This window comes from Erwinia phyllosphaerae (assembly GCF_019132875.1).
GTDB lineage: Bacteria > Pseudomonadota > Gammaproteobacteria > Enterobacterales > Enterobacteriaceae > Erwinia > Erwinia phyllosphaerae.
The window spans coordinates 27,609-45,512 of record NZ_JAHSPF010000006.1 but is presented as its reverse complement, the minus strand read 5'-3'; the positions used below and the strand labels follow the sequence as shown (position 1 = coordinate 45,512).

At 53.6% G+C, this 17,904-nt stretch carries 20 protein-coding genes and 4 tRNA genes; 17 read left to right on the top strand and 7 right to left on the bottom strand.

The features are described 5' to 3' along the window. Window positions 1–2 precede the first annotated feature (2 nt). From KUE00_RS12210 to KUE00_RS12200, 3 genes are all read left to right on the top strand, one after another. The gene (locus KUE00_RS12210; RefSeq protein ID WP_246760169.1) at window positions 3–500 is read left to right on the top strand and encodes a type VI secretion system baseplate subunit TssE; all 498 of its coding nucleotides are present in this window, start codon (window positions 3–5) and stop codon (window positions 498–500) included. A 74-nt stretch (window positions 501–574) separates the two neighbouring features. Further along, on the top strand, window positions 575–970 hold the full coding sequence (locus KUE00_RS12205; RefSeq protein WP_246760168.1) for a polyketide cyclase: 396 nt from the start codon (window positions 575–577) through the stop codon (window positions 968–970). Between the two features lie 166 nt (window positions 971–1,136). Continuing rightward, window positions 1,137–1,664: a GNAT family N-acetyltransferase gene (locus tag KUE00_RS12200; RefSeq protein ID WP_246760167.1), complete on the top strand. Its 528-nt coding sequence runs from the start codon at window positions 1,137–1,139 to the stop codon at window positions 1,662–1,664. On the opposite strand, the gene KUE00_RS12195 is transcribed toward KUE00_RS12200, so the two are convergent. Together KUE00_RS12195 and KUE00_RS12190 are read right to left on the bottom strand one after the other, a co-directional pair. After that, the gene (locus tag KUE00_RS12195; protein ID WP_246760166.1) at window positions 1,639–2,244 is read right to left on the bottom strand and encodes an alpha/beta hydrolase; all 606 of its coding nucleotides are present in this window, start codon (window positions 2,242–2,244) and stop codon (window positions 1,639–1,641) included. The two genes, KUE00_RS12200 and KUE00_RS12195, sit on opposite strands and share 26 nt — an antisense overlap. A 119-nt stretch (window positions 2,245–2,363) precedes the next feature. Further along, entirely contained in the window at window positions 2,364–3,275 is a 912-nt protein-coding gene (locus KUE00_RS12190; protein WP_246760165.1) for a LysR family transcriptional regulator, read from the bottom strand. 223 nt (window positions 3,276–3,498) lie between these two features. Here KUE00_RS12190 and KUE00_RS12185 point away from each other — a divergent pair, with 223 nt between their 5' ends. Further along, complete coding sequence (locus KUE00_RS12185; RefSeq protein WP_246760164.1) at window positions 3,499–5,331, top strand: ABC transporter ATP-binding protein; 1,833 nt, start codon at window positions 3,499–3,501, stop codon at window positions 5,329–5,331. Window positions 5,332–5,398: 67 nt separating this feature from the next. Here the strand turns inward: KUE00_RS12185 and KUE00_RS12180 are convergent, their stop codons facing one another. The 3 genes from KUE00_RS12180 to KUE00_RS12170 form a co-directional block, all read right to left on the bottom strand. Beyond that, a complete protein-coding gene (locus KUE00_RS12180) occupies window positions 5,399–6,526 on the bottom strand; it encodes a GNAT family N-acetyltransferase (protein ID WP_246760163.1) in 1,128 nt (375 codons plus the stop codon). A gap of 98 nt (window positions 6,527–6,624) precedes the next feature. Beyond that, window positions 6,625–7,998, bottom strand: a complete 1,374-nt coding sequence (locus tag KUE00_RS12175) for an MFS transporter (RefSeq protein WP_246760162.1) — start codon at window positions 7,996–7,998, stop codon at window positions 6,625–6,627. A 316-nt stretch (window positions 7,999–8,314) separates the two neighbouring features. Next, window positions 8,315–9,214 carry a LysR family transcriptional regulator gene (locus KUE00_RS12170; protein ID WP_246760161.1) on the bottom strand — a complete coding sequence of 300 codons (900 nt, stop codon included), beginning with the start codon at window positions 9,212–9,214 and terminating at the stop codon, window positions 8,315–8,317. A gap of 210 nt (window positions 9,215–9,424) precedes the next feature. Here KUE00_RS12170 and KUE00_RS12165 point away from each other — a divergent pair, with 210 nt between their 5' ends. The 3 genes from KUE00_RS12165 (at window position 9,425) to KUE00_RS12155 (ending at window position 10,616) form a co-directional block, all read left to right on the top strand. After that, window positions 9,425–9,757 carry a helix-turn-helix domain-containing protein gene (locus KUE00_RS12165; protein WP_246760160.1) on the top strand — a complete coding sequence of 111 codons (333 nt, stop codon included), beginning with the start codon at window positions 9,425–9,427 and terminating at the stop codon, window positions 9,755–9,757. A 29-nt stretch (window positions 9,758–9,786) separates the two neighbouring features. Then, window positions 9,787–10,014 (top strand): hypothetical protein, encoded by a 228-nt coding sequence (locus tag KUE00_RS12160; protein ID WP_246760159.1) that lies wholly within the window; start codon window positions 9,787–9,789, stop codon window positions 10,012–10,014. A 95-nt stretch (window positions 10,015–10,109) separates the two neighbouring features. Beyond that, window positions 10,110–10,616, top strand: a complete 507-nt coding sequence (locus tag KUE00_RS12155; RefSeq protein ID WP_246760158.1) for a TIGR00645 family protein — start codon at window positions 10,110–10,112, stop codon at window positions 10,614–10,616. On the opposite strand, the gene KUE00_RS12150 is transcribed toward KUE00_RS12155, so the two are convergent. Further along, window positions 10,610–10,783 carry a hypothetical protein gene (locus KUE00_RS12150; protein ID WP_246760157.1) on the bottom strand — a complete coding sequence of 58 codons (174 nt, stop codon included), beginning with the start codon at window positions 10,781–10,783 and terminating at the stop codon, window positions 10,610–10,612. The two genes, KUE00_RS12155 and KUE00_RS12150, sit on opposite strands and share 7 nt — an antisense overlap. 76 nt (window positions 10,784–10,859) lie before the next feature. Here KUE00_RS12150 and KUE00_RS12145 point away from each other — a divergent pair, with 76 nt between their 5' ends. Beyond that, window positions 10,860–11,756 (top strand): alpha/beta hydrolase, encoded by an 897-nt coding sequence (locus tag KUE00_RS12145; RefSeq protein WP_246760156.1) that lies wholly within the window; start codon window positions 10,860–10,862, stop codon window positions 11,754–11,756. A 64-nt stretch (window positions 11,757–11,820) separates the two neighbouring features. Here KUE00_RS12145 and coaA read toward each other — a convergent pair whose 3' ends face one another. Continuing rightward, window positions 11,821–12,774 (bottom strand): type I pantothenate kinase, encoded by a 954-nt coding sequence (gene coaA / locus KUE00_RS12140; protein WP_246760155.1) that lies wholly within the window; start codon window positions 12,772–12,774, stop codon window positions 11,821–11,823. A gap of 451 nt (window positions 12,775–13,225) precedes the next feature. Between coaA and KUE00_RS12135 the strand changes: the two genes are divergently transcribed. From KUE00_RS12135 to rplA, 9 genes are all read left to right on the top strand, one after another. Then, window positions 13,226–13,301 (top strand) — tRNA-Thr (locus KUE00_RS12135). A 12-nt stretch (window positions 13,302–13,313) separates the two neighbouring features. Further along, window positions 13,314–13,398, top strand: a tRNA-Tyr gene (locus KUE00_RS12130). A gap of 288 nt (window positions 13,399–13,686) precedes the next feature. Then, window positions 13,687–13,761: transfer RNA gene (locus KUE00_RS12125), tRNA-Gly, on the top strand. A 6-nt stretch (window positions 13,762–13,767) separates the two neighbouring features. Then, window positions 13,768–13,843, top strand: a tRNA-Thr gene (locus tag KUE00_RS12120). A gap of 113 nt (window positions 13,844–13,956) precedes the next feature. Continuing rightward, window positions 13,957–15,141, top strand: a complete 1,185-nt coding sequence (tuf, locus tag KUE00_RS12115) for an elongation factor Tu (protein ID WP_147193965.1) — start codon at window positions 13,957–13,959, stop codon at window positions 15,139–15,141. A gap of 229 nt (window positions 15,142–15,370) precedes the next feature. Further along, window positions 15,371–15,754: a preprotein translocase subunit SecE gene (gene secE, locus KUE00_RS12110; RefSeq protein ID WP_246760154.1), complete on the top strand. Its 384-nt coding sequence runs from the start codon at window positions 15,371–15,373 to the stop codon at window positions 15,752–15,754. A gap of 1 nt (window position 15,755) precedes the next feature. Continuing rightward, window positions 15,756–16,301 carry a transcription termination/antitermination protein NusG gene (gene nusG, locus KUE00_RS12105; protein WP_024966040.1) on the top strand — a complete coding sequence of 182 codons (546 nt, stop codon included), beginning with the start codon at window positions 15,756–15,758 and terminating at the stop codon, window positions 16,299–16,301. 170 nt (window positions 16,302–16,471) lie between these two features. Beyond that, on the top strand, window positions 16,472–16,900 hold the full coding sequence (gene rplK, locus KUE00_RS12100; RefSeq protein WP_034828899.1) for a 50S ribosomal protein L11: 429 nt from the start codon (window positions 16,472–16,474) through the stop codon (window positions 16,898–16,900). 3 nt (window positions 16,901–16,903) lie between these two features. Next, window positions 16,904–17,608, top strand: a complete 705-nt coding sequence (rplA, locus tag KUE00_RS12095) for a 50S ribosomal protein L1 (protein ID WP_246760153.1) — start codon at window positions 16,904–16,906, stop codon at window positions 17,606–17,608. The last annotated feature ends 296 nt before the right edge of the window (window positions 17,609–17,904 follow it).

Sequence of the window (17,904 nt, the reverse complement as noted above, 5' to 3'; positions counted from 1 at the left end):
TTATGATAACAGACAAAAAACAAGGATTTACCCCAACGTTGCTTGAACGCTTGCTGGACTACGAGCCAAAAAAACAGCATGAAAGTTACGATGCTGTCTATATCGACGCCAGGCAAATGCGCGCTTTGGTGCAAAAGGATATCGCCTGCTTGCTTAACAGCGCCAATCTTGAAGAGCTACTCGATGAAGATAAGCATGGTCTGGTGATGGCTTCGGTAATCAATTATGGCGTTGCGCCACTGGTAGGAAAGTATTCCCATCATCACAACTGGTCGATTATTGAGAAAAATATCAGGAATGCTCTGCTGCGTTTCGAACCACGCATTATCCCGGAGACGTTGCTGGTTCGTCCCTGGCCGGATAAAGAGCATGCCGGAAAAAACAGCCAGATCCTGTTTGAAATCCGCGGCCTGATCCGCTGGCAGCCGCACCCCATCGATCTCAGCCTCAATGGGAGCTATGACGCAGAAACGGCAAAAGTGGCGTTAAAATCTGACTAAGGGCGGCGCGCCGCCCTTTCCATCCTCACGTGCGAATGGTTAAATCTCCGAACGATAAAAATTCAGGAGGTCCTGTGCTGCCATCGCAAACCATCAGTCTCACCATCCCCCGTAACTGGGTTGATCTGTACGAAACCATCTGGAAACCCGACTATTTTCCCAAATGGGCCAGCGGCCTTAGCCAGTCGGCGCTGGAACAGGACGGTAGCTACTGGAAAGCTGTCGGGCCGGAAGGCGAAGTAAAAATTCGGTTTACCGAGCACAATCCCTTCGGCGTAATGGATCACTATGTGGATACCGGTTTTGGCAAGGAGATCTACGTACCCATGCGGGTGGTTGGGAATGAAGAAGGGGCAGAAGTGCTGATTACGCTTTTCCGCCAGCCGTTTACCTCTGATGAAAAGTTTGCGGAAGATGCCGCTGTAGTTAAGCGTAATCTGCAGGCGCTACATACGTTATTAACAACCTGACGCCACGCCGAAACGGCTTCCGGGTCGTAGCAATATGCGGAAAAATTTACGGTATGGCTGGCACAAAACACGATTAATGCCCCGGACGGCGCGGGGCGAGCGCCGTCCGGGTGTGTTCGTATGCCAGCCGCCGCCTTTATCTCGTTTCTGAGGACAGTAGCCTGCAATGAAGCTTATTATTTGTGATGAAGACCGACACAGCGCCGGGATTCTGGCCATATTTAACGATGCTATCGTCAACTCCACCGCGCTTTATGATTATCAGCCGCGTCCACCGGAAAGTATGCAGAGCTGGTTCGCCAGCAAACGGCAGAATGATTTTCCGGTTATCGGCGTTGAGAATGACGAAGGCAGGCTGATGGGATTTGCCAGCTACGGCACTTTCCGCACGCATGCGGCCTGCCAGTTTACGGTGGAGCACTCTATCTATATCCATCCCGATTTTCGCGGCCAGGGCCTCGGCAATCTGCTGCTTGATGAAATTATTCAGCAAGGGCGTGAGAAAGGGATGCATCTGATGATTGGCAGTATTGATGCGGATAACCGCGCCAGTATTGCGCTGCATGAGAAAAAGGGTTTCACGCTGGCCGGAACGCTACACGAGGTTGCCTGGAAATTCGATCGCTGGCTGAACCTCGCGTTTTATCAAAAGCGGCTGAATGACGAGGCTACTGCGCCAGGCATTGCCCGATAAATTCGCCTGCGCTGCGAACAGACCGGGCAGAGATAGTATGGCCAACCGACGGCTCAAACTGCGTACTAACGACCATCCCCAGATCGCGCAGCTGCGCCGCCGCCGCTTCGCTTTCCGCATACGGGATAACGCTGTCGGCCATGCCGTGGACCACCATAACGGGCGTGTTTTTTGCGGGCTGGTAAGGGGCAGGCGAGGCCAGCCGACCTGAAAAGGCTACCAGTCCGGCGACCGGCCAGCGTCCGGACACGACGGCATCCAGCCCCATGATGGTTCCCTGAGAAAAGCCAACCAGCACCACTCTGTCCAGCCGATCCTGCATCTGATGCTGCGTCAGAATGGCAGCCAGCTTTTGGTCAAACGCTTGCCGCGCGTTAAAAACCCGCTGCGCACGATTGGCGGGCGTGACGCCGCTCAGGCTAAACCATTGATAGCCCTCGCCGTGTTCAAAAAGGTCTGGGGCATCAGGACTGGCAAAGGCAATCTGCGGTAGCGTACTGGCCCAATATTCACCCAAATCGGCCAGGTCCCGGCCATTGCTCCCTACGCCATGCAGCAAAACGATCAGTCCCTTTGTCATCTTCATTCTCCGGCTCGGCCGCTTTCCCCCACGGAAACGGTCGCCGACAAGGCTACACTGATTCCATTATGATGATAATACCCGTTATAAAACCGATATTATTTCCGTTCTGGAATGAATCACCAGCCGCGATCCCATTCTGCTTCGCCAGAGAAGTGCGCTTCCAAAAAATCCGTCAGCGTACGAACTTTATGCGCCAGGTGCCTTGCAGGCGGATAAACGGCATAAAGACCCAGCGGCGGCATTTCATACTCGCGGAACAGCGGGATGATAGCGCCGCTACGCAGATGATCTCCGGCAATAAAAGTGGGCAGCCGCACCACGCCCAGGCCCGCCTGCGCCGCCTTCAGGCAGGCTTCGGCATTGGCAAAACGAAGCCTGCCCGTAACGGCGACAGAGAGGATACGGCTATTTTCATCCTGAAACTGCCAGTTAAAAGGGTCGCGAAAGTTCGTATCAATAATACAGTCATGCTCCGCCAGCTGGTGCAGATCGTCAGGCGCGCCGTGCTTGTCCAGCCACGCTTTGCTGGCCGCGACAATAATGCGAATATCGCTAAGCCGACGGGCAATCAGGCTGCTGTCGTTTAGCTTGCCGATGCGCAGCGCCAGATCGAAGCCTTCGTCGACGATATTTACCGTACGATCGGAAAAGCTGACGTCCAGTTCTATCTCTGGATACTCTTTGGCAAATGCAATCAGCACGGGCGCCAGGTTATGCGTACCAAAAGTAAGGGGCGCAGTCAGCTTCAACCGGCCGGAAGGTTTACCGGAAGCCTGGCGCACGGAGGCGTCCAGCGCGTCAAATTCATCCAGGATGCTTTTGATCCGTTCAAAATAAGCCTGGCCGATTTCGGTAGGGAAAAGTGCGCGGGTACTGCGCTTCAGCAGCTGTACGCCCAGCTGGCTCTCCAGCCGGGAGATCAGTTTAGACGCCTGGCCGCTGCTGGTACCAAGGCGTTCGGCCGCGGCGGCAAAGCTGCCCAGCTCCATTACCGCCACCAGCATGCGATCGCAATCAAGCCGTTCCATCTTTTTCCCTCTCTGTCCGTCGTTTTTCTTCCCTGAAAGGTATCGCCAGCACTTCCCCGCGCCAGCCGTCGCCTCGTTTACCGGGCCGTCCGAGAGTATAAAAAAAAGCGTCGGCAAGCCAGCCAACGTTGCCGCCGCCTTGTTGCCGCCAGCGTGCCTCTGCCTTCAGGAAATAAAAATATGCACTACTATCAGTTCTTTTGGTTGGGAAAGTGAGTTGACTATGCTGTATCGCCGCTTCGAGAAACTGATCGACATTTTTCAGGACGCCCCCAGCGACACGCCGCCAAATAGCGTCTGGGCCTTTTACGTCTACTATCTACGCCAGGTTTGGCCAAGTTTTGCCCTGCTGCTGGTGATAGGGCTAATCGCCTCGCTGATTGAGGTCGCGCTGTTCCGTTTTCTCAGCACCATTATTGATATGGTTAACACGACGCCAGCCGCCAGCTTTTTCAGCGAGCATGCCGGCGAGCTAATCTGGATGGTGGTCGTCGCGCTGGTCATGCGGCCGATCTTTATCGGGCTGCACGATCTGCTGGTGCATCAAACGATCAACCCCGGCATGACCAGTATGATCCGCTGGCAGAACCATAACTACGTACTGCGCCAGAGCCTGAATTTTTTTCAAAGCGATTTTTCCGGCCGCATCGCGCAGCGCATCATGCAAACCGGCAACGCGCTGCGTGATTCCGCAGTGCAGGCCGTGGATGCACTCTGGCACGTGCTGATCTACGCCATCACCTCGCTGGTGCTGTTTGCCGAAGCCGACTGGCGGCTAATGATCCCGCTGCTGCTTTGGATCGCCGGTTACATTATTAGCCTGAAGTATTTTGTGCCGCGGGTAAAAGCCCGCTCGGTAGCCTCTTCCGATGCGCGCTCAAAGCTGATGGGCACCATCGTGGATGGCTATACCAACATCACCACGCTCAAACTGTTTGCGCACAGCGATCTGGAACGCGCCTATGCGCGGGAAGCGATTGGCGATCAAACCGATAAAACCCGCCAGCAGGGCCGCATGGTCACCAATATGGATGTGGCCATCACCACGCTGAACGGTCTGCTGATTGTCGGGACAACCGGCCTCTCGCTGTGGCTGTGGACGCAATCCTTGATCAGCGTAGGCGCTATCGCGCTGGCCACCGGTCTGGTTATCCGCATCGTCAATATGTCCGGCTGGATTATGTGGGTGGTTAACGGCATTTTTGAAAATATCGGCATGGTGCAGGATGGTTTACAGACTATTGCTCAGCCGGTCAGCGTGGCGGATAAGCCACAGGCGCCTGCGCTGAAGGTACACAGCGGGGAAATCCGTTATGACCACGTTAACTTTAACTACGGCAAAGAGCGTCGGGTAATCGAAGATTTCCAGCTGACTATCCGTCCCGGCGAAAAAATTGGTCTGATCGGGCCTTCGGGCGCGGGTAAATCGACGCTGGTTAATCTGCTACTGCGGCTGTATGACCTTGATGGCGGGCGTATTGTGATTGATGGCCAGGACATCGCTCAGGTCAGCCAGGAGAGCCTGCGCGCGCAGATTGGGATGATTACGCAGGATACTTCGCTACTGCATCGTTCCATTCGCGACAACCTGCTGTACGGTCGTCCCAACGCCACGGAAGAGGAACTACAGCAGGCGATTCATCGGGCGAAAGCCGACGAGTTTATCCCGCTGCTTTCCGATCCGCAGGGCCGCCTGGGGCTGGACGCGCATGTCGGTGAGCGTGGCGTGAAGCTGTCCGGTGGCCAGCGTCAGCGTATCGCTATCGCCAGGGTGCTGCTGAAAGATGCGCCGATTCTGATTATGGATGAGGCGACTTCCGCGCTGGATTCCGAGGTAGAAGCGGCCATTCAGGAGAGCCTGGAAACGCTGATGGGCGGTAAAACGGTCATTGCCATCGCGCACCGCCTCTCCACCATCGCCAAAATGGACCGGCTGGTGGTGCTGGAAAATGGCCGCATCGCCGAGATGGGCAGCCACAGCGAACTGCTGGCGCACAACGGACTGTATGCCCGACTGTGGCGTCATCAGACCGGCGGCTTTGTGGGTGAATCCTGACTGCCTGTTGTAATTCGTGCCGCGCAGTTTATCGCGCGGCACGCTTTAAACACCGTAAACGGCCTTTCTATTTCTCTTCCCTGCGATAAGGCAACGATTCACGGGCCTCTTCTGCCCAGGCCTGCACGCCGGGCCGCTCCTGTTGCAGATAATCGGCTACCGCCTCGTATAAACCTTCGTGGCGCAGATAGTGCCAGGATTCAGTGATCACCGGTTCAAAGCCTCGCACCAGCTTGTGCTCCCCCTGCGCGCCCGCATCGAACCGCTTCAAACCGTGCGCAATGGCATAGTCCATGCCCTGATAAAAGCAGGTTTCAAAATGCAGCCGGTTAAATTCCTCCAGGCAGCCCCAGTAGCGGCCATAAAGCGTCTCGCCATCAACCAGGCTAAACGCCATTGCCACCGGCAGGCCGTTTTGCGTTGCCAGTACTACGCGAATAGCCTGCGGCATTCTTTGCGCTAACAGACTAAAAAATTCGCGCGTCAGGTAAGGGCGCTGGCCGCGAACCGCATAGGTGTTGGCATAGCAGGCGTAGACAAAATCCCAGTGCGCTTCACTAAGCTGATGGCCAGCCAGCCACTCAAATTCAAAGCCCTGGCTGGCGACCAGCTCACGCTCTTTGCGCATCTGCTTGCGCTTGCGCGACATCAGCGTATCCAGGAAATCCTGAAAATCACGGTAGCCCGGGTTGTGCCAGTGATACTGGCAGCCGAAACGCGACAGCCAGTGCTCCTCGCCCGCCAGCAGCTCGCGGGTTTGCGCATTGCCAAAATTGATATGGGCGCTGTGCAGCTGGCGCTGCTGTAAAAAATCCGGCACGTGATGCAGCAACTTTGCTGCCATCCCGGCCTCGCCCAGCAGGCGTGCGCCGGTAACGGGGCTAAACGGTACGGCGGCCAGCCATTTAGGGTAGTAGGGCAAGCCTGCACGCTGGCAGGCATCTGCCCAGGCATGGTCGAAAACGTATTCACCCATCGAATGGCTTTTCCGATAGCCCGGCAGCGCGGCGCGGACTTCGCCTTGTTCTTCCCACAGCAGATGCTCGGGCTGCCAGCCGGTTCCCCGGCCCACGCAGCCGCTCTCCTCCAGCGTGCTGAGAAAGGCGTGGCGGAGAAAAGGCTGATCGTCAGGGAGCAAAGCATCCCACTGACTGGCGGGAAGTGAGGCCAACTGCGTCAGGAGGGTTAGCGACATCGGGAGACTCCATCTTTATGCGTATCCGATAACCATGACGCTAAAGTGACGATTTTGCGAGCCGGGATCAATCTCTTCCGCCATTACCGCACGGGCCGTTAAAGCTGGCGCGGTACGGAAATCCCGCCGGGCAGCGGCTTATCTTCCCGCGTTTCGCCGCCGACGCGCTCAATTGGCCCCATAACAAACAGAAAACAGCACGCCGCCACTACACAGTGAGCGCCAACAAAGAACAGACCCACGCTATAGCTGCCGGTTAGCGCAACCAGATAACCGAAGATAACCGGCGTAACGATCCCGGCGATATTGCCGACGCAGTTAAAAATGGCACCGGCGAGGCCGACCGCCTCTTTAGGAGCCGTATCGCTAATCACTGCCCAGGTCCCCGCTCCCGCCGCCACGCCTTTGCCGTAAAAGGCAAAAGACATAATGGCAATTACCCAGAAGTTGCTGTTAACGCCCGCTGCGGCAATCAGCGTGGCCGCCATCAGCATGCCGACGATATAGGGCGTTTTTCGTGCCCAGGAAACCGACCAGCCCGTACGGATCAGATAGTCAGAGATAATGCCGCCGGAAATACCGCCCGCAAAACCAAACAGGGCAGGGGCTACGGTCGCAAATCCGGCGTGCAGGATATCCATCCCGCGATCCTGCACCAGATAAATGGGGAACCAGGTAATAAAGAAGTAGCTCAGCGCTATAATGCAGTACTGACCAATATAGGCGCACCACAACATGCGATTGGTTAATAGCTTGCGGAACATATCGCGTGAAACGGGCGCTTTCTCTTTACGCTGCGCAACGGAGTCGATATCAACCAGTCCGCCGCCTGCTGCAATATAGTCCAGCTCTTGTGAGGAAACGCTGCGATGCGTACGCGGCTCCTGCATATACCAGAGCCAGACAAAGAAAGCGGCGATGCCGATTGTTCCCAGAACAAAGAACGGCCACGGCCAGCCGAACCGCGAAACCAGCCAGCCCGACAACGGTGAGAAAATCGCGACGGCGAAATATTGCGAAGAGGCAAACAGCGACGAGGCACGGCCGCGCTCGGCTTTGGGAAACCACATAATGGCGACGCGGGCGTTGGCGGGAAAGCTGGGCGCTTCGATCAATCCCAGCAGAAAGCGCAGCGTAAACATCAGTATCAGCGCGCCGGTCACGCCCGAAGAGAATTCGCCGATAAATCCCATGGCCAGCGTGGCAAGCGACCAGAGCACCAGCGTGACGCCATACACCCTTTTCGTGCCGTAACGATCGAGAAACAGGCCGCCGGGGATTTGGCCAATCACGTAGGCCCAGCTAAAAGCCGACAGAATAAAACCGAGCTGCACTGGCGACAGGCCAAATTCATCTTTAATAGCGCCGCCCGCAATAGAAAGAATTGAGCGATCCGCGTAGGCGATGACGGAGAGAAACAGTATCAGCATGAGTATCCACACGCGTACGTGCGATCCGTTTTTGGCAATCATAGTGATAAACCTTTTATTGATCGTGCTACAACCGCGCGCACAGATAGCGGAATTCGACACTGGTCACAGCGGCAGGCAGCGAAGAAAACCGCCGCTGATGAGGGTTGGATCAACTATAGGAAGAGGCTTTACGGCGGGTCATTATGCGATTGCCGGAATTGGTACCTCGAAAAAGCGGTAAATCAGGAGGAATGCACAAGGCGGCTTGAAGCGGTTCACATTCCGTGAGTTATTCGCTTTACCAGCGAAAGGGGCCGTGGGGAATGTGGTCTCCGTCTGCTTTTCTGTAGAAAAACTCATCTATGACGGCGGGCCGTCAGGGATCGATCATGGTCGGGCCGGCAATTCTTAAAACGTTGTAAAACCAGGTTTTTGCGGTGATGTCGCCAATTTCCGTGTGCGCGTAGAGAAAAACCTCCTGATTGGGAACGTGGAAAGGCAGCTCCAGCATGCGGCCATTGCCACGGCGGGCATAAATTCTGGCGGCGCTGGAAGGCAGCGTGACCAGCAGTTCGCTGGAAGCGATCAGTTCGCCAAGCGCGGCAAAATGCGGAACCTCCAGCGCAATTTCCCTTTCCAGCTCAAACTCTTTCAGCCTGTCTTCCACAATATGATGGCCGCTGGTGGCGGCAACCACCACATGGCGCTCCTGCATATATTCATCCAGCGACAGGGTTTCGCCAATGCGGGGATGATCAACGTTCAACAGGCAGACGTAACGTTCATACACCATAAGTTCGCGCTGAGCGGAAGAAACGGATTCGTTGCGGCTACAGAGCGCCGCATCGATTTTTCCCGTGAGCAGCCATTCATCCAGCCTGTGCACATCTACCGGCACCACTTCCAGCTGGATATGCGGCGCGACATTGCGGAAAAGCGCGATCAGTTTTGGCAGCAATAACAGTTCGCCCAAATCGGAAAGCGCGAGGCGAAACTTATAGCGCGAGGTCTCCGGCGAAAAGACCCGCGTTTCCGCTACGGCTTTTTCAATGCCGGTTAGCGATTTTTTAAACACTTTATACAGTTGGGTAGCCGTTGGCGTAGGCTCCATTCCTTTGCGGCTGCGCTTAAACAGCTCATCATTTGTTTCACTGCGCAAGCGGGCCAGCGCGTAGCTGGCGGAAGGCTGAGTGATAAAAAGACGATCGGCGGCACCGCTGACGCTGCGGGTTTCATAGATAGCGGTGAAAACGCGCACCAGGTTGAGATCTAACATTTCCTGCCTCTATAGATGATATCTATAAACGAAGATTAAAATTATCTATTTGAACTATTTTATGCTTCTTTATATCCTTCCTGCCATCAAATTTTGATATGTTACGTACTTTTTTGCATATCTTAATTTAACTAATAAAAACATATAGATATAAAATTACATCGTGGGCGGGCGGCGCGGTTTGCAGCGTGCTGTCGCAGGAGAAAGCAAGTGAAAGGTGAAATCGTAGACGTCATTATCGACTGGATCGAGGCGCATCTGGACGATGGTTTAAATATTGAGGCCGTAGCGGCTCGCTCTGGTTATTCTAAATGGCACTTACAGCGCGCCTTTAAAGAGAAAAAAGGTATGACGCTGGGCAGTTTTATCCGCTGCCGTCGCCTGGATGAAGCGGCCAGAAGCCTGGTAACATCGCATAAAACCATTATGACCATCTCAATGGATCTGGGATTTTCTTCACAACAGTGTTTCCAGCGCGTATTTAAAAAGCATTTTAACGTGACGCCAAGAGACTATCGCAATCAGCATCGCGAGCTGCACTGATTTTCCACTCGCGCAGGCAGAAGCATCCCATGAAAAAATATTGTCTTCTTATGTTGCTGGTTATCAACAATGCCAGCTTTGCTGCCGTCGGTAACCCGCCGACGCTGGCTGAAGCTGCTCAATGCGATCCGGGCTTTTGCTTCACTTCAGTGAAAGCGGGGAATGAGCTGGTGCAGGGAATACGCGGTCTCGATCGCCAGATACGCCGCGTCCTTGAACCTGCCTCCACCGGGGCTGCGGATGCCGTGACAGAATAAACCCGGAGAATTGCGGCCGGCCGCGCTGCAAGCGTGAAAATTTTAACATTCCATCAGGTATACTAACGCCCGTGTTAATTTGTTGACGGAATGCTATGGAACGTTTCACTGAAAACCTTATTTATGCCTCGCGTTGGCTGCTGGCGCCCATCTACCTTGGCCTCTCATTAGGCCTGCTGGCGCTGGCGATCAAATTCTTCCAGGAAGTTTTTCATCTGTTGCCAAACATTTTGAGCATGGCGGAGAACGATCTGGTGCTGGTTCTGTTGTCGATGATCGATCTCACGCTGGTTGGCGGCCTGCTGGTTATGGTGATGCTGTCCGGTTATGAAAACTTTGTCTCCAGACTGGATATTTCCGAGCACAAGGAAAAGCTGAGCTGGCTGGGAAAAATGGACTCCGGCTCGCTGAAAAACAAGGTAGCCGCTTCTATTGTGGCGATTTCTTCTATTCACCTGTTGCGCGTATTTATGGACGCGAGAAACATTCCCGACAATAAGCTGATGTGGTATGTGATTATCCATCTGGCCTTTGTTCTTTCCGCTTTCGTCATGGGTTACCTGGACGCCATGTCACGTAGGGAAAAAGGCAGCATTCACTGATCGTTTTGTCTTCTGCCCGGCCTGTTCCGGGCATATTCACCTGTTTTTCCCCGCATCGTTAATTTTGCTTGCTTGTACAGGGCAAAATCGCATAAAAAAACGGTTTTTCTGACCGATAAATAAAAAGCCCGGCCATTATCTTCTGCACTGCCGTTACTTTCTGGCATCTGGCGCATCAATGAGCGGACGAACCGTGCCCGAAACGGGACAGCATAGTTAGGTTACTGAGGAAAACTCTGTCAGATGATTAGTCGACGTCGGTTAATAATGGGAACAGGCGCAGCGATGCTTGCCATGACGGCCGGGAAATTGTTTGCCAGAGAGGACATCATTCCTTTATGGCAGGATGAACCGCCGGGCGGCGGCGGCCCCAGCGGCGACCTGCATATTTCCTCGAACGGTTCCTGGTCAAACATTGTCAGTCCGGCCATCCAGCGCTTTCAGCCGCAGGAGCCGAACGGTTCGGCCGTGCTGATTGCGGCGGGCGGCGGCTATCGCTGGATAGGGATGGGCGGCGAAGCGTGGCCCGTGGCGCGCTGGCTGAACGCTCGCGGCTATACGGCTTATGTGCTGAGCTATCGTCTGCCACACGAAAAATGGCACGCGGGCAGGCTGGCGCCTTTCCAGGATGCGCAGCGCGCTATCAGGCTGGTACGGTCTATGGAAAGAAAAGTGCACTTACTGGGCTTTTCTGCTGGCGGCCACCTGATGGGGATGACGGCCGCGCGGCCAGATTTTGTCACCTACTCTCCACGGGATGCCCTGGACAACGTCGCGCCGGTTGCGGACAGCGTCGGGCTGATTTATCCGGTGATTACGCTGGAAGCACCTTATACCCACACGCATACGCATATCGAGCTTGTTGGGAAAAATGCTTCACCGGCTGACGAAGCCGGCTGGTCGGTAGAAAATTACGTTACGCGCAGGTTTCCGCCGACGTTTTTAGCGCAGGCGGAAGATGACCATACCTCTAATCCGCACAATACGCAGATTATGCACGATGCCTGTCGCCGCATGGGCGTACCGGTTGAGCAGATTAAAATTACGCGGGGTGGGCACGGGTTTGGACTGGGCAGGGCAGGAACGCCTGCGGCTATCTGGGACGAAGCCTATGCCGTCTGGCTGGCCTCGCGCCGTTAAGCAGAGAAAGATTTCCCGGCAGCGGTAGGGGTTTACACGCCATCCGTGGCGTAACCGGTAGGCGCTACTTTCTGAGCCTGACCAGATCCACCGCGTGATCGGTGCTCTTGGTCATAATCAGACTGGCTCTCTCACGCGTCGGCAAAATATTCTCTTTCAGGTTCATCAGATTAATTTCTTCCCACAGCTGAGTAGCGATGCCCACGGCTTCATCTTCAGGCAGCTGCGCATAGTTATGAAAATAAGAATCCGGATCGGTAAAAGCGCCTTTGCGGAACTTCAGGAAGCGATTGATATACCAGTGGCGCAGCAGATCTTCTGGCGCATCGACATAAATGGAAAAGTCCACAAAGTCCGAGACAAACACGTGATGGGGATCGTGTGGATAATCCATGCCGCTTTGCAGAACATTTAATCCTTCCAGAATCAAAATATCCGGCTGCTGTACGACTTTATCGCCATCGGGAATGACGTCGTAAATTAAATGCGAATAAACGGGGGCCGTGACCTGCGCCGCGCCTGATTTAAGGTCGGATACAAAATTCACTAAGCGATGCATATCGTAAGACTGCGGGAAGCCTTTTTTCTTCATCAGCCCGCGTTCTTTTAATATCTGGTTTGGATGCAAAAAGCCGTCGGTGGTAATCAGCTCAACGCGGCGATGTTCCGGCCAGCGGCTCAGCAGCGCCTGCAAAACGCGTGCGGTCGTGCTTTTTCCTACGGCCACGCTGCCAGCGATACTTATAATATAAGGAACCTTCTGGCCGTTAGTGCCAAGAAACTGTTCAAGTACCGCCTGACGACGTAAATCAGAATTGATATAGAAGTTAAGAAGTCTGGACAACGGCAGATAAATCTCTGCGACTTCATTCAGAGAGAGATCTTCGTTTATCCCTTCCAGCTGCGCAATTTCTTCTTTACTCAGGGTCATCGGCACGGAATCACGCAGCGCGGCCCATTGCGAACGATTAAATTGCAGATAGGGTGTGGTCAACAAGGACTCTTTTTTCATATGCATGCTTCTGCCAGCAAGAACTCGCCTGTGGTGACGCCAGGATAGACAGAGCGAACGTATCGGCTCTTTCTAAACGCGTAACTAAGGTAAATTTCAGAAAACAATGGGCAGGAGGTTAACACCAGACGGGGCGTAACCAGAAGGAAAAATAAAATTTGCGGGTGCAAACGCAACGGCCGCCGCATTTATTGAAAAATTAGCGCTACGATTCTCTGAAACAAGCCGCGATTCTTCGGACATTTAGAAAAACGCGACGATAGTTCATGGGTAAACCGCCGAAATCCGCGCCTTCGTGCTGGTTAAAAAATAACGCTATCGCTGTTTCTTTGCGCATTTCCATTGATACAAAGCAGGATTTTGCGAAGAATTGCACAAATAACAGGCATAAGAACTTTTATCGCAATTTTTTTGTTGCATCCCGCCTCCAGTCTTCCTAGAATGCGCACCACTTGATGCCGGCTTAGCTCAGTTGGTAGAGCAACTGACTTGTAATCAGTAGGTCACCAGTTCGATTCCGGTAGCCGGCACCATCAAGTACCCCAGGTGGGATTCCCGAGCGGCCAAAGGGAGCAGACTGTAAATCTGCCGTCATCGACTTCGAAGGTTCGAATCCTTCTCCCACCACCATTAACATTGTTCGCAGTGTTAATAAGAGGCAAAGTTCTCCAGCTTCCCCACGGGGAAGGACGAGAAGCTTCGACCTCGAAGGTTTGACCCGGTAGGGCAAGGAGCAGCGCGACTTCATCCTTTTCCCACCACCATTTCAGCCTTGCACCATCAGGCTGCAAATACAGATTTCAGGCTGAGCACAAGCACAGTCAGAGTCATCAAGCAAATGCGGGTTGACTCGAGTAGCAGGAAAGCATTTCTGTTATTCATAAGCTACAGACAGAACAGGTAGCCGAGTTCCAGGATGCGGGCATCGTATAATGGCTATTACCTCAGCCTTCCAAGCTGATGATGCGGGTTCGATTCCCGCTGCCCGCTCCAAGCCGTGCTGATATGGCTCAGTTGGTAGAGCGCACCCTTGGTAAGGGTGAGGTCCCCAGTTCGACTCTGGGTATCAGCACCACTTCTAAATCTCCCTCCCTGATTCTTCTCTGTACGTTAAAATTCAACAGTTCAGGCACTGCCTGGTTGATGTGGTGATATCACCGATTTATCCGTGTCTTAGAGGGACAAGCGATGTCTAAAGAAAAATTTGAACGTTCCAAACCGCACGTCAACGTTGGTACTATCGGCCACGTTGACCACGGTAAAACTACCCTGACTGCTGCTATCACCACCGTTCTGGCTAAAACCTACGGCGGTTCTGCTCGTGCATTCGACCAGATCGATAACGCACCAGAAGAAAAAGCTCGTGGTATCACCATCAACACCTCTCACGTTGAATATGACACCCCGACTCGCCACTACGCGCACGTTGACTGCCCAGGCCACGCCGACTATGTGAAAAACATGATCACCGGTGCTGCGCAGATGGACGGCGCGATCCTGGTTGTTGCTGCGACTGACGGCCCAATGCCGCAGACCCGTGAGCACATCCTGCTGGGTCGTCAGGTTGGCGTTCCATTCATCATCGTGTTCATGAACAAGTGCGACATGGTTGATGATGAAGAGCTGCTGGAACTGGTTGAAATGGAAGTGCGTGAGCTGCTGTCTGCTTATGATTTCCCTGGCGACGACCTGCCAATCGTTCGCGGTTCTGCACTGAAAGCACTGCAGGGCGAAGCAGAGTGGGAAGCTAAGATCATCGAGCTGGCTGGTCACCTGGATACCTACATCCCAGAGCCAGAGCGCGCAATCGACAAGCCGTTCCTGCTGCCAATCGAAGACGTGTTCTCTATCTCCGGCCGTGGTACCGTTGTTACCGGTCGTGTAGAGCGCGGTATCGTTAAAGTTGGTGAAGAAGTTGAAATCGTTGGTATCAAAGATACCGTGAAATCAACCTGTACTGGCGTTGAAATGTTCCGTAAGCTGCTGGACGAAGGCCGTGCGGGTGAGAACTGTGGTATCCTGCTGCGCGGTATCAAGCGCGAAGATATCCAGCGTGGTCAGGTTCTGGCTAAGCCAGGCTCAATCAAGCCACACACCAAGTTCGAATCTGAAGTGTACATCCTGTCCAAAGACGAAGGCGGCCGTCATACTCCGTTCTTCAAAGGCTACCGTCCACAGTTCTACTTCCGTACAACTGACGTGACCGGTACCATCGAACTGCCAGAAGGCGTTGAGATGGTAATGCCAGGCGACAACATTCAGATGGTCGTTACCCTGATCCACCCAATCGCGATGGACGACGGTCTGCGTTTCGCAATCCGTGAAGGCGGCCGTACTGTTGGTGCGGGCGTTGTTGCTAAAGTTATCGCTTAATCGCTGATAATATTTGACGCAACGCACAAGAAGAGGGCATCATTTGATGCCCTTTTTGCACGCTGTAACATAGAACCTGGCTCATCAGTGATTTTCAACCATAATCATTGCTGAGGCAGGCTCTGTAGCACGGCGTTATATGCCGAGTTTCGCCTGACAGCATCATTCGGTTCGGTTGCCGCGTATGACGCGGCAAAATAGTTTCTGATCTATTGTGGCAGGTTGGTTTATGAGTGCTAATACCGAAGCTCAAGGGAGCGGGCGCGGACTGGAAACGGTAAAATGGTTAGCGGTAGCTGTGCTGCTGCTCGTGGCCGTTGTCGGCAACTACTATTACCGTGAAGTTACCCTCCCACTGCGCGCGCTGGCCGTTGTAATCCTGATCGCAGCAGCAGGTGGCATTGCGCTGCTGACGACGAAAGGCAAAGCAACGCTGGCATTTGCCCGTGAAGCGCGCACGGAAGTTCGCAAGGTTATTTGGCCGACTCGTCAGGAAACGTTGCATACCACGTTAATCGTTGCCGCGGTTACTGCCGTGATGTCACTGATTTTGTGGGGACTGGATGGTATTCTGGTTCGTCTCGTATCGTTTATCACTGGCCTGAGGTTCTGAGATGTCTGAAGCTCCAAAAAAGCGCTGGTACGTCGTTCAGGCGTTTTCCGGCTTTGAAGGCCGTGTAGCCCAGTCGCTGCGCGAGCATATCAAATTACATAACATGGAAGAGCTTTTTGGCGACGTCATGGTTCCAACCGAAGAAGTGGTTGAGATCCGTGGCGGGCAGCGTCGTAAAAGCGAACGCAAGTTCTTCCCCGGTTATGTTCTGGTACAAATGGTCATGAACGATGCAAGCTGGCACCTGGTGCGCAGCGTGCCCCGCGTCATGGGATTCATTGGTGGTACCTCCGATCGTCCGGCACCTATTAGCGATAAAGAAGTCGACGCGATTATGAATCGCCTGCAGTCTGCGGGTGATAAGCCACGTCCGAAAACCCTGTTTGAACCAGGTGAAATGGTTCGCGTTAACGACGGCCCGTTTGCCGACTTTAACGGTGTGGTTGAAGAAGTGGACTATGAGAAAAGCCGCCTGAAAGTTTCCGTTTCCATCTTTGGCCGTGCAACGCCGGTAGAGCTGGATTTTGGACAGGTTGAGAAAGGCTGACGCTGGGTCCGGCTTGCGCAAAATGTAGGCCGGAATACAGATATCAGTTGCGAGAGGCGCGAAATTGCCCTACAATTTCGCGCCTTTTGTTTTTATGCGCTGGTTCAGCGCGTGAATATTAATCACGGGGAGCTCTTTACGGAGCGTTCGCACCCAATAGAGGAATTATCATGGCTAAGAAAGTACAAGCCTACGTTAAGCTGCAGGTTGCAGCCGGTATGGCAAACCCGAGTCCACCAGTTGGTCCAGCACTGGGTCAGCAGGGCGTTAACATCATGGAATTCTGTAAAGCGTTTAACGCCAAAACAGAATCCCTGGAAAAAGGCCTGCCTACTCCGGTTGTTATTACCGTTTATTCCGACCGTTCTTTCACCTTCGTTACCAAAACGCCTCCGGCAGCAGTACTGCTGAAGAAAGCGGCTGGTATCAAGTCTGGTTCCGGCAAGCCGAACAAAGACAAAGTAGGTAAAGTATCACGTGCTCAGGTACGTGAAATCGCAGAAACTAAAGCTGCGGACATGACTGGTGCTGACGTTGAAGCGATGACTCGCTCAATCGAAGGTACTGCTCGTTCCATGGGCCTGGTGGTAGAGGACTAAGAAATGGCTAAGCTGACCAAGCGCATGCGCGTGATCCGTGACAAAGTTGATGCAACTAAACAGTATGACATCAACGAAGCTGTCGCTCTGCTGAAGGAACTGGCAACTGCTAAGTTCGTAGAAAGCGTTGATGTAGCGGTAAACCTGGGCATTGATGCTCGTAAATCTGACCAGAACGTGCGCGGTGCAACCGTACTGCCACACGGTACCGGTCGTTCAGTACGCGTTGCCGTATTTACCCAGGGCGCAAACGCCGAAGCAGCTAAAGCTGCTGGCGCAGAGCTGGTAGGTATGGAAGATCTGGCTGACCAGATCAAAAAAGGCGAAATGAACTTTGACGTGGTTATCGCATCTCCTGATGCAATGCGCGTTGTTGGCCAGCTGGGCCAGGTTCTGGGCCCACGCGGTCTGATGCCAAACCCGAAAGTAGGCACCGTTACTCCTAACGTTGCTGAAGCGGTTAAAAACGCTAAAGCGGGCCAGGTTCGTTACCGTAACGACAAAAACGGCATCATCCATACCACTATCGGTAAGGTTGATTTCGATACGGACAAACTGAAAGAAAACCTGGAATCCCTGCTGGTTGCGCTGAAAAAAGCGAAACCGTCTCAGGCGAAAGGCGTTTTCATCAAGAAAGTTAGCATCTCCACCACTATGGGTGCAGGTGTGGCGGTTGATCAGGCTGGCCTGAACGCTGCTGCTAACTAATCTGCTTTACGCGGGCGAAAGTTTCGTCTAGAATCTTACGCCCGTTGTCCTGTATTTATACAGAGCAGAAAGAATTTTCGGTTGGAGCCTGGCCTTATCCAGGCCTCCGTCCAAGACCGCAGGTGTTTCGCGAGAGACTTAATTTCCTGCGTAGACGGTGACAGAACCTGAAGAATATTTTTATAGTCTTTGCTGGATTCTGCTCACCGTGTTTGAGCGCCTGCCTTCAGTGATGTCGGCAGGTGATGTGAGTTCCGGAGGAATCCTTCTCCGGTAAAAATCCAGGAGCAAAAGCT